Below are 11,341 nucleotides of genomic sequence, written 5' to 3' on the forward strand. Positions count from 1 at the left end.
GGGGCTAGGGGAAGAAGGGACTAGGGGCTCTAGGGAAGAAAGGGCTAGGGAAGAAAGGGCTAGGGAGGGAAGAAGGGATATAAAATCCAGGGGTTCGCTGTGAGGAATCAGCGGAAAGGCTTCAGGAACTTAAAATGTCCTAACAATTTTGTTGGTTGTTATAGCTCTGTTTTTATAACTATATATAATCAATATTGTAAAAGATTTTTTTGAAAATGTCAAAGACCTTAAAAATTATAAGACTTACGCAAAGATAACCTATTTCTGCCATTACAACACAATTGAAGTAATTACAACCTTTGCTTTATACCAATAGGACTTACGCAGGTCGCCTCAGAAACCGGGTTTTTGAGAGAATTTGTGGGTAACACGAAGTATTTTCGTAAAAAAACCCGGTTTCTTTGGTTGGGTACGTAAATCCTGACTATGACTTTCTCTCGCTTTATGTAATAACGCCCTCGCTTATGGTTGTGGTAAGCGAAGGCAGCGTTACGTACATTTAGGACTTACCCATGAAGTACCGAAAACCCAGATTTGAGATTGTTTTCCTGCGATCGCTTTTGACAAATTACCTTGCCCCTATCTAAAGCCTAAAGTTATCGCAGAAATAACATTACTCTAGCCATTTTGGTAGTTGCTATAAGCACCATCAAACCAAAAAGTTTTGGACAACGTAGTTACCTAAATCTCTCCCCGTCGCCAAACCATCTTGATTAGCACTCATAAAATGAATCCCCCCATAAAGGCGACTCATTCCAGCTTGATCGGCTGCACTTTCAAAGCTGTCAAATTTTCGCAAACTATTAACAGAAGGGTCTCCCACATCCACAAAACAAAAATCTTCACCAAAGAAAGAGCTCAAAATCGCATCTGCAGCACCGCTAAACGTACTGTGCCCAGATATGTACTCAGGAAAAGGGGGAGTAGTTAGTAATGGTTCCCACTGTGAATCAGTAAGTGTAGCTGGATTGCCATCTTTATCTGCTTCCCTGATTGCGGTCAATGGTCGCCAGAGAATATATTCATACTTAGCATCCCACGCACAAATACCTGCATCAGCCAGACCGATATTTAATAATGCGAATAAGCGAGCATTCTCTTCTAGGGAATTTTCTGCGAGTACAGATGATTGTTGAGCAATTTGGTTCCAATGACCGGGAGGTGTAAAAGTACCCGCGCCATCCCCCCAGAATTTAGCAATTGCTGTTTGGTCTGGCGATCGCGTTAAGCTATCTTTTTTCCCTATTTCCTTAACAAAATTAACTTCCTCTGCATACTCCGCACTATCTAAAGCTGGCGGGCCAGATGGTCGAAACTGGGAACCGCTAGTCATTGCAAAACAATCAACATCTGGCCATTGAGGTAATAGGGAGTTGGCAAAAGCAGGTGGAGTTGGTACCCACTCGCCAGGATTATTTTTCGGCGTGTAACTGACTGTTGTACTTGTGCCGTCTTCACTTCTTAAAGCAATAATTTGGTCGGCAGCGGAGAGGCCGACGGCAATGCCATCTGTTTTGGCTTGCTTATTAGGAATTGCTGCTAAAGATGATGCGATTGCGGCATCAAACTTAGCTTTCTGTGCAGGATACAAACTTGTTAATACCCGGCTTGCTGCTGCTGCTGCCGCCGCTTCTATTGATGCTCCCGCTGGTGCTTCTAATTCTAATTTGTAAGTGCTGTGGCTGCGATCGATCGCATTCACAGCGTTATAAATCGCGGTGTGAACCATTGCCATATTGCGGGCTGCGATGGGAGGCGGAGTGCCACCTGTTCGCACTGCGTCTAGTAGGATTGTATTCCAGTCAGTTACAACTGTACCAGAGGTAAAAGTTACAAAGTTATTTTGGGTAATTGTATTGGCATTAACTCCTTGCAATACTGCCATATACTCGCCTGTAAGTTTGTCGCGAATGATGGTATTGTTACTGTTAGCACCGGTACCTTGAAAGATGTTTAAATCTTCGTAGTTAACTCCGTTAAGTAAGCGCAGGATATCGCTGCCATTTTTAAAATCAGTAATGTAGTCGGCTTTGGTAATTGTTTGGCAGCCGCAGCCTTCAATGGCAATACCAAAGATATTATTTCCTTCCCCGCCAGTGAGGGTATCGCTACCTTTGCCACCGATGAGAGTATCATTACCTGCCTCGCCTAAAATGCGATCGTTGCCTTTTGCTCCCCAGATGATGTCATCGTCTGCGCCACCGTCGATGAGATCGTTACCTTGGCCGCCGTTGAGCTTGTCTTTGCCATCGCCGCCTGCGATCGCATCATCTCCCTTGTCGCCGTAAACTATATCATTGCCCTCAAAAGCCACAAGGCTATCTGATTCTACCGTTCCCTGGAGATAGTCAAAACTTGAAGTACCATTAATTACCATACTTAAAACCTTGGAAAAAAAATTCACACCATCGCAGACACCAGCTACATCGAAATTTAGCTTCACACCTGACTTCAACCTAGAATTACTAAATCCCTCCTAATGCTGAGTTATTTTCAGTTTATTTAGGTGTAGCTGCTAAAGCAACAAGTCTTTAGACTGATGTAAAGCTAACATTATCTGCGATATGCACCCGTCAAACTTTAACAACTTCTTCAGATCCCAATTTTCCTAATAAAATCCCACAAAACCGGATTTACCAACTCAGGAGCTTCATCCTGTGGACAATGGCCCACACCCGCCAACTCCACAAATTTTTCAACACAAGGAAAATTTGCCAACTCTCGCCCCAATTCTATCGGCTCCCAAGGGTCATCTGCACCCCATAAAATCAAAGCTGGACAACTCAATCGGGGAAGTAAATCCTCCGCTAAGGGGCCAGAAGAATAACTCGTAAATGCGATAAATACATCTACTGCTCCGCGATCTAGCGCTGGTGTCATAATCATATCTATTAATTCATCTGTCACTGCCTCAGAACGTTTGTAAGCTTTTAGTAAAATCGATCGCACAGTTTTCGGCCTTGCTAGTTGCTTAAAAAATAGTTGACTGATCCAGTTGATATTAAGAACATTCTGTGCAATAGGTATGCCCATGCGCCGATACCAAGCTAACTCAGCGCGTTTGCGATCGTGCAGTAGTCGCAAAGAACAATTGAGTAAAGCTACACCCAAAACTATTTCGGGAAAATCCACAGCCGCCTGCATTGCTGCGACACAGCCAATAGAGTTTCCTACTAAAAATACTGGTTCACCGACAACTTCTTTACAGAAATCAGCAATTTGTTCGCCCCAAGTTTCAAAGGTATAATCAATTTCAGTCTTGGGCTTAGGTTTAGCAGAACCGCCAAAGCCAATTAAATCAATGGCGTAGCAGCGACAATTCGCTGCCAATACTGAGAGATTTTTGCGCCAGTGGCCGCAGGATGCACCAAAACCGTGTACGAATACCACTGCCGGCCCTTCTTGACCTTGAGCTTGGTAGGAAATGGGAAAGCCTCGCCATGTCCAGGTTTGAGAGGTAGGTAAAGTTGCTATCATTGCTTTGATAATGTATAAATATTTGCCTTACTTTTGAAAGGGCACAAGGCAGTTTCCTTTTACTTACTATTCTCTAATTTAGCTACTTTTGAGAGATCGAGAATAACCCCACCCCCATCAAAAATAATGTGTGAAATTTCCAGAAATATGGCACTACTCCTAAAGGAGTATTTCTCGATCGCGACCTCTGAAGGGGTGGGCTTTCAGCGCAAAAAGTCTGTGAGTTTTTTGTTTGGTGAAATTTAGAGATATATTTGCAGACTGAGCCTGTAATGCTTGCTTGTGTGTTAAAAAAATCTATGGAGTGCTGACGATCTAGGCGATCGCACTCCCCCAAATCCTCGATAGCTCTTTACCTTTTATAATAAATGGAGCGGAAACACCCGCCCCAGGTTCGATAATTTCTCTATATGATGGTTTTGCACTCCGTAACATTCCTGTGTCAGGATCAGAAATGCAAACTTCCTTACCTCGATCTATCTGAATTTCCACTATGCCGACCACGATCGCTACCACTTCAGTTGTACCATTTCTAGGGTCTGAAATCGTACCAGACTACGATAAAGCCCACGTCGTGATTTTACCAATCCCTTACGAAGCCACAACCACCTATCGACGAGGCTGCGAAAACGGGCCGGCAGCACTTCTAGAAGCATCCCATCAACTTGAATGCTACGATGAGGAACTAGATAGAGAAATCTGCTACGATGTAGGTATTTATACTAACTACCCAATTGCAGATACTCGTAACGGTCAGCGAGTATCCTCGTTGGAAATGCTGCAAGTAACTCAAAAAACCATACAGCAGCTTATTGCCGAAAACAAGTTTGTCATCGCTATCGGCGGCGAACACAGCATCACGGCCGGAGTAGTCGAAGCTTACCGTCTATCATATCCTGATGAACCTTTCACAGTCATTCAAATTGATGCTCATGGCGATCTCCGCCACGAGTATGAAGGCTCTATTTACAATCATGCCTGCGTCATGCGGCGGATAGTTGATATGGGTTTGCCAACACTGCAAATTGGCATTCGTGCCATTTGTAAGGAGGAAGCAGATTTAATTAAGGAGAAACAGTTAAATGTAATTCGGGGAAGGGAAATAGCCACACAGCCGGATTGGATGGAACGTGCATTTTCAAGTATTAAAACTCGCCGGGTGTTTCTGACTATCGATCTAGACGGTATCGACCCCACTTTAATACCAGGAGTAGGAACCCCGGAACCGGGCGGACTAAACTGGTATTCCCTCACGGGATTTTTGCGCCGCCTCTGCGAATCCTACGAAGTCCTTGGCTGTGACATTATGGAATTAGCACCAGTTGTAGATTCCGTGGTATCAGAATTTACAGCAGCCAAACTGACTTATAAACTAATTGGATATCAAGCTTTGGCTAAAGGCTGGTAACGAAGGAAGAAGGAAGAAGGAAGAAGGAAGAAGGAAGAAGAAAAATTAAATTTGATTCTTCTTTCTATCTTTTAAAATCGGTCGGTCATCGGGGTTTGCTATTGCTAACTGATTCGGATTGAAATACAGGAAAAAAGGAAAGAGCAAAGATGAGTTTATTAATGGAAACAACAGGTACTCCTATTGACGGCTACGCTCCTGATTTTGAACTGCCGGGAGTTGATGATGAAGTTCACCATTTAGCTCGATATCTAGAAAAATTTCGAGTCGTGGGCGTAATATTTATGTGCAATCACTGTCCTTACGTGCATTTGTATTTAAATCGCCTTAAAGAGATCCAAGCAGATTTTCAAACTCAAAAAGTTACTTTAATTGGGATTAATGCTAATGATTCAGTTCAATATCCCGATGATAGTTTCGAGAATATGAAAACCTTTGCTACTACTAATGAATTGAATTTCCCATACATCCGAGACGTTACTCAGGATGTTGGTCAAAGCTTCGGAGCTCAGACAACACCACAGGTTTTTTTACTAGACAAAGATGGGAAACTGCGTTACAAGGGTTTGATTGACGACAACGCCAACGATCCAGCAGCGGTACAGGTGCAATATTTACGCAATGCGATCGCCCAACTGCTGAATGGCGAACCCGTGACCCCTACCTCTACTGAAGCGATCGGCTGTTCTGTTAAATGGCGTAATGGTTAATAGTTAGTAGTTAGTAGTTAGTGGTTAGTAGTTAGTGGTTGGTTGCTTCCCCTCTGCATCCCTGCTCCCCTCCGGTCGATTAAAAGTTAAAATTAAAAATTAAAAATTAAAAATTAAATCTCCCAATTTTTAATTTTGCATTTTTAATTTTTAATTGATTAAGTTGCTCCCCCGCCCCCCTCCCTCCTGCTCCTCCACTCCGTTGATGTTCAAAGTGCCACTCTACTGCTATCTTATGGTGGAGGGAATTTGAGTTAACAAAAAAGTCACGGCATGGGGATAGTATATCGGCGGGTTTTGCTAAAAGTGAGTGGTGAAGCCTTAATGGGAACTCTAGGCTACGGCATAGATCCTATAGTTGTTCAGGAAATCGCTCAGGAAGTAGCCGAAGTCGTGTCTCACGGCATTCAGATGGCAATCGTCGTCGGCGGCGGTAATATTTTTCGCGGCGTAAAGGCGGCGGCAGCAGGTATGGATCGGGCAACAGCAGATTATGTGGGCATGATTGCAACAGTGATGAATGCCATCACTTTACAAGATGCCCTCGAACAAGCGGGAGTGCCAACTAGAGTACAAACTGCGATCGCCATGCAGGAAGTAGCTGAACCTTATATTCGCCGTCGGGCCATCCGTCACCTAGAAAAAAACCGTGCGGTTATTTTCGGTGCGGGTTCTGGCAATCCGTTTTTTACCACCGATACAACAGCAGCTTTACGAGCCGCTGAAATTGATGCGGAGGTAATTTTTAAAGCCACTAAAGTTGATGGTATCTACGATGCAGATCCCCATCTCAACCCAGACGCACGCCGCTACAAAACTCTCACCTATGGTCATGTCTTGACTCACGACTTACGGGTGATGGATAGTACCGCGATCGCGCTCTGCAAAGAAAATAACATTCCTATTATTGTATTTGACCTATCGGTACGCGGAAATATCTACCGCGCCGTGATGGGAGAATCTATTGGAACGCTTGTGGGAGGTTCTTGTGAAGTTAGCTGAAGCTGAAGATCATATGCAGAAGGCAGTTGAGTCCACTCAACGGTCTTTTAATACCATTAGGACGGGACGCGCCAACGCCTCTCTCCTCGATCGCGTGATGGTAGATTATTATGGATCTCCAACTCCGATTAAATCTCTTGCTAGCATCAGTACACCGGATGCTAGTACGATTAATATTCAACCCTTTGACCGCAAAACGATTAACCTCATCGAGAAAGCAATTTCTCTGTCAGATGTGGGGCTTACTCCTAGTAATGACGGTTCCGTGATTCGCTTGAATATTCCACCGCTAACCACCGATCGCCGTCTGGAATTGGTAAAACTTGCCGCTAAGTTTTCTGAAGAAGGCAAAGTTTCCATCCGTAATATCCGCCGCGATGCTGTAGAGTCGATTCGCAAGCAGGAAAAGAGCAGCGAACTCTCTAAAGATGAAGCGCGTGATTTGCAAGACAAAATGCAAAAATTGACTGACAAGTACATTGCCAAAATTGAGGAAGTGCTTGCAGCCAAAGAAAAAGATATCAAGACGGTTTAGTTGTTAACTGTTAACTGTTAACTGTTAACTGTTAACGGTTAACTGTTAACAACCAACAACTAACCACTAACAATTAACAACTAACAAAATGTTTGATTGCATTATTGTAGGTGCCGGCCCAGCAGGAAGTACAGCCGCCTATCACTTGGCCAAGCGAGGACGTTCTGTTTTAGTGCTGGAAAAGGAATCTTGGCCGCGATTTAAACCTTGTGGTGGGGGGATTTCTCCTGCGATCGCTCAGTGGTTTGACTGTGATTTTACCCCCGCTATTTCGCTAAAAGTGAATAAAATTCGCTACACCTGGAAGAATGAAGATCCAGTTGAAGTTGATATAGATACGTCAATGTGGATGGTAAGACGCGATGAATTTGATGACTTTTTAATTAAGCAAGCTCAGAACCTTGGTGCTGAATTTAGACCTTCTACTGAGGTTAAGGGAATTGAGTTTCAAAACTCTGCTTGGCAAGTTAAAACTAATGGAGAACCTGTTACAGGTCGCTATTTAATTGCTGCGGATGGAGTTAGCGGGCCGATGGCTAAATGGTTGGGATTTAAAGAACCGAAACGCCATTTGAGTGCAATTTTAGAAACAGCATCTACTACAACAGGCGATACTCTCAAATTTGATTTTGGGACAATTAAAAAAGGTTATATTTGGAACTTTCCGAAAGCAGGCGGTTATTCAATTAGCATAGCGGCACTGAAGGGGGATGCTCCTAAAAATCTGAAAAATATTTTAGCTGATTACGCAGCTCAGTGCGGCGTAGATGTTAAAAATAGTCAGATTTATGAATATCCCTTGTCTGTGTGGGATGGCGATCGCAAGCTGCACTCTCAGAATGCACTGCTAGCAGGAGAAACCGCAGTTGTGGCAGATCCCCTCTCTGGTGAAGGAATTCGCCCTTCAATTTTTAGCGGAGTAAAAGCTGCGATCGCCATTGACCAAGCTTTAAGCGGTGCTGGCGATGCCTTGGAAAAATATACTGAAGTTATCTCCGAAGAATGGGGAACTGATATGGTTTGGGCTAACCGTTTAGCTGGCGCATTTTATCAGTTTACTGGAGTTGCCTATAAAGCCGGTGTCAAGCTGCCAGTGGCTACCCAAGTTATGAGTAAGATCCTCTGCGGAGAATTGCGTTATGCCGATATCGCTAACCGTGCCATCAAACGGCTGATGCCATTTTAGGCCGCCAACTTAAAACTCAAAACTATTGTAGGGCGGGTTTTGTAAAGACTCGCTAAATTTATCGGCTCAACCCACCCCTTGTATCTTAAAAGAGTTGGTGTAGCGATCGCAGCGATAAACTTTAACAACACTATCGCCGACAAGGTAACGTTACACTAGCAATGTTTAACTCCTGTAAACGTCTTCTAATAGCAGGCCCCACCTGCGGTAGTCTAGATCGAGTGACTCTATTGGCACTTTTGACGCGATCGCTCTTATGTCTCCAACCACATCCGCACCTACACGCACCGTCCGCATCGGTTCCCGCAAAAGCCAACTCGCCCTCGTCCAAACCTACTGGGTGCAAGAACAGCTACAGCAACGTTTCCCCCAATGCACCTTTGAAGTGCACACCATGTCCACCCAAGGCGACAAAATCCTCGATGTCCCCCTCGCCAAAATTGGAGACAAAGGACTCTTTACCAAAGAGCTCGAAGTGGGAATGCTCAGCAATGAAACCGACTTCGCGGTACATTCTCTCAAAGACTTACCCACAAACTTGCCCGAAGGCTTAATATTGGGATGCATCAGCGAACGGGAAAACCCCGCCGACGCTCTTGTAGTCCACGCCAATCATCAAGACAAACAACTCGAAACCCTCCCAGCAGGTGCAGTCATCGGCACATCTTCCCTGCGACGACTGGCACAGCTACGGCATCACTTCCCCCACCTGGAATTTAAAGATATTCGAGGCAATCTCAACACCAGACTTGCTAAACTTGACGAAGGCGAATACGATGCCATTATCTTAGCAGTAGCCGGATTGCAAAGATTGGGAATGGGCGATCGCGTCCACCAAATCATCTCTCCTGAAATCTCCCTCCACGCCGTTGGACAAGGAGCCCTCGGCATCGAATGCCGCGCTGGAGACGACGAGATATTAGATTTGATTAAAGCCCTCGAACATACCGAAACTGCCCAGCGTTGTTATGCCGAACGCGCATTTTTGCGAGAACTAGAAGGCGGATGTCAAGTTCCCATCGGTGTTAATACCAAAATCGAAGGCGACCAACTAACCTTAACAGGATTGGTAGCCAGTCTCGATGGTCAACGATTAATCAAAGATACCGTCACAGGTGCCGCCGCCACCGCCGAGCTTTTAGGAATTGACCTCGCCCATCGCTTACGGCAACAGGGAGCACAGGAAATCTTAGAAGAAATCTTTGCCCTAGTTAATCGCGGTTCCTAATAGCAATCAAAGTTGAATGTTCATAGCTAATAGCTAATAGCTAATGGGAAGAAAAAACAATTATAGGACTTACGCCTAACTATCAGTAACGCCGCCATCCTGGCGGTGAGTTGAACGCACCTGGAAAGCGGCATTACGTAATCGTGCGTAAGTCCTGTATTAGCTTTAAAGCCATAACCAATCACCAATAAATAACCTATCTCCATCGAGGGAAAGCCAAAAATGAGCGATCTGGATATCGAAGAAAAATTTCAGTTAAAACCATCAAAATCTAAGGCAATTTATCGCCAGATGCAGGAAGCTCGTACCGCCTTGCGACAGCAATTAAACGAGCTAAAAACCCAATCGCGAAAAATATCAGCTTCCGTTGAGAAAGTCTTAGAATCCGTAGTTTCAGTTTACGTTATCAATTGGGATACAGAAGAAAAAATTGCTATTGGTAGCGGCTTTTTCGTCGGCCCTGATGTCATAGTCACCAATTACCATATTGTCGCCGACATCGCAGAGGAAGATACCCTCTATGAAGAAGACGAAAGCGCAATGATTTTAGTGCAAACTCCCAACGAGCAACTGAGAATAGCAGAAGTAGTTTTTACTGGCAATTCAGACGAAGATTTGGCGATATTATTTATCACCGATTTTATCCTCGATCGCGAAACCGGCGAAGAGGTAGAAATTCCCCAAGAATATCCTCCCGTGACCTTATCTTTTGAAGCTCAAGAAGGAGAGCAAGTTATTACTATTGGGTATCCTTTAGGTGAAACTGCTTCCACAGTAAATCAAGGCACAATTAGCAATATTTTAGTGTCACAAAAATCTGGAGGAGATGAGGACATGGAGGTAATTACTGAGGTCAAAGTGCTGCAAACAGATGCAGCTATTAATCGCGCTAACTCTGGTGGCCCGTTAATTAATCTTGCAGGTCAGGTAGTCGGCATAAATGCTTGGGGTTGGGATGAAAAGAAGGATGTAAACTTAGCTATATCTTCTGATATTCTGGCTGACTTTTTAGATCGATTTGAAGAACTTTATGAGGATGATTGGGAAGATAATTTATAACAGGTAATGGCTAATGGCTAATGGCTAATTGCTAATTGCTAATTGCTAATGGCTAATTGCTAATTGCTAATGGGCGCTCGAACATACTTAGTAGGTTGGGTTAGGCGTGACGATTAACTTGACACGCCAATATAAAAAAAATTGACCGCATCGTAACCCAGCACAAGGCTACTGGCTAAAAAAGTTGTTTTGCATAAGTTTTGTTGGTAATTATGATCTGTTCTCCTACTTAACTACCAACCACTAAGCTATCTTAGCCAGTTAACTGAATAAATTTGCTAGTAGCCACGAGGGAACTAATGAAGTTTTTATTTCGTCGTTGGTTCTTAGTTAGTAAAATCGCGATCTCGTATTTGAAAAACGATCGAGTTATAGCAACCCCGAAGACGGTTACAACGTTCTTAATTGCTTAAGTCTTGCTTTTCTTACCTCATGCCTTCTGCCTCATGCCTCATGTCTCCTGCCTTCTTAATTTTCCCGGAGCGCGACGACGAAGTTTTATGAATTTAATAGTTGCTGTTTGTGAACTTTAATTACAATGTAATTGAGTGAGACATGACTAAGAGACACGATCGAATATATTCAGTCTTGGGCAATGAATTGTGTTAAAATAGAACTAAGCAAGGATTTATCAGAATTTTAGGAAAAGGCGTTATGTTAACGAACGAAAAATTCCGGTTTATTAAAGCACCTGTGAAAACAGATGACCAAGGTTGCTTAAGTCTGGAGTTGGAAA

At 43.8% G+C, this 11,341-nt stretch carries 10 protein-coding genes; 7 read left to right on the forward strand and 3 right to left on the reverse strand.

Annotation, left to right across the window (positions count from 1 at the left end; all coding sequences use genetic code 11):
- Nucleotides 1-649: 649 nt before the first annotated feature.
- From PN499_RS17815 to PN499_RS17825, 3 genes are all read right to left on the reverse strand, one after another.
- A complete protein-coding gene (locus PN499_RS17815) occupies nucleotides 650-2,443 on the reverse strand; it encodes a phosphatase PAP2 family protein (RefSeq protein WP_272033436.1) in 1,794 nt (597 codons plus the stop codon).
- 149 nt (nucleotides 2,444-2,592) lie between these two features.
- The gene (locus PN499_RS17820) at nucleotides 2,593-3,477 is read right to left on the reverse strand and encodes an alpha/beta fold hydrolase (RefSeq protein WP_272033437.1); all 885 of its coding nucleotides are present in this window, start codon (nucleotides 3,475-3,477) and stop codon (nucleotides 2,593-2,595) included.
- 315 nt (nucleotides 3,478-3,792) lie between these two features.
- Nucleotides 3,793-3,993 carry a hypothetical protein gene (locus PN499_RS17825; protein ID WP_272033438.1) on the reverse strand — a complete coding sequence of 67 codons (201 nt, stop codon included), beginning with the start codon at nucleotides 3,991-3,993 and terminating at the stop codon, nucleotides 3,793-3,795.
- Between PN499_RS17825 and speB the strand changes: the two genes are divergently transcribed.
- The 7 genes from speB (at nucleotide 3,971) to PN499_RS17860 (ending at nucleotide 10,605) form a co-directional block, all read left to right on the forward strand.
- Nucleotides 3,971-4,885: an agmatinase gene (speB, locus tag PN499_RS17830; RefSeq protein ID WP_272033439.1), complete on the forward strand. Its 915-nt coding sequence runs from the start codon at nucleotides 3,971-3,973 to the stop codon at nucleotides 4,883-4,885. The genes PN499_RS17825 and speB overlap by 23 nt on opposite strands.
- A gap of 149 nt (nucleotides 4,886-5,034) precedes the next feature.
- Nucleotides 5,035-5,595, forward strand: a complete 561-nt coding sequence (locus PN499_RS17835) for a thioredoxin family protein (RefSeq protein WP_272033440.1) — start codon at nucleotides 5,035-5,037, stop codon at nucleotides 5,593-5,595.
- A 273-nt stretch (nucleotides 5,596-5,868) separates the two neighbouring features.
- Complete coding sequence (pyrH, locus tag PN499_RS17840) at nucleotides 5,869-6,597, forward strand: UMP kinase (RefSeq protein WP_272033441.1); 729 nt, start codon at nucleotides 5,869-5,871, stop codon at nucleotides 6,595-6,597.
- Nucleotides 6,584-7,132 (forward strand): ribosome recycling factor, encoded by a 549-nt coding sequence (gene frr / locus PN499_RS17845; RefSeq protein ID WP_007356017.1) that lies wholly within the window; start codon nucleotides 6,584-6,586, stop codon nucleotides 7,130-7,132. Before pyrH ends, frr begins: the two co-directional genes overlap by 14 nt.
- Before the next feature lie 88 nt (nucleotides 7,133-7,220).
- Nucleotides 7,221-8,318: a geranylgeranyl reductase family protein gene (locus PN499_RS17850; protein WP_272033442.1), complete on the forward strand. Its 1,098-nt coding sequence runs from the start codon at nucleotides 7,221-7,223 to the stop codon at nucleotides 8,316-8,318.
- Nucleotides 8,319-8,574: 256 nt separating this feature from the next.
- The gene (gene hemC / locus PN499_RS17855) at nucleotides 8,575-9,546 is read left to right on the forward strand and encodes a hydroxymethylbilane synthase (protein ID WP_272033443.1); all 972 of its coding nucleotides are present in this window, start codon (nucleotides 8,575-8,577) and stop codon (nucleotides 9,544-9,546) included.
- Between the two features lie 291 nt (nucleotides 9,547-9,837).
- Nucleotides 9,838-10,605, forward strand: a complete 768-nt coding sequence (locus tag PN499_RS17860) for a S1C family serine protease (RefSeq protein ID WP_272033444.1) — start codon at nucleotides 9,838-9,840, stop codon at nucleotides 10,603-10,605.
- Nucleotides 10,606-11,341: the final 736 nt, after the last annotated feature.

The sequence above is a fragment of the Kamptonema animale CS-326 genome, from assembly GCF_028330895.1.
Taxonomy (GTDB): Bacteria; Cyanobacteriota; Cyanobacteriia; order Cyanobacteriales; family Microcoleaceae; genus Kamptonema; species Kamptonema formosum.

Coding starts and splice junctions, on each gene's coding strand:
- pyrH (WP_272033441.1), top strand. CDS start 5,869: ATGGGGATAGTATATCGGCGGGTTTTGCTAAAAGTGAGTGGTGAAGCC.
- hemC (WP_272033443.1), top strand. CDS start 8,575: ATGTCTCCAACCACATCCGCACCTACACGCACCGTCCGCATCGGTTCC.
- PN499_RS17850 (WP_272033442.1), top strand. CDS start 7,221: ATGTTTGATTGCATTATTGTAGGTGCCGGCCCAGCAGGAAGTACAGCC.
- PN499_RS17820 (WP_272033437.1), bottom strand. CDS start 3,477: ATGATAGCAACTTTACCTACCTCTCAAACCTGGACATGGCGAGGCTTT.
- speB (WP_272033439.1), top strand. CDS start 3,971: ATGCCGACCACGATCGCTACCACTTCAGTTGTACCATTTCTAGGGTCT.
- PN499_RS17860 (WP_272033444.1), top strand. CDS start 9,838: ATGCAGGAAGCTCGTACCGCCTTGCGACAGCAATTAAACGAGCTAAAA.
- PN499_RS17835 (WP_272033440.1), top strand. CDS start 5,035: ATGAGTTTATTAATGGAAACAACAGGTACTCCTATTGACGGCTACGCT.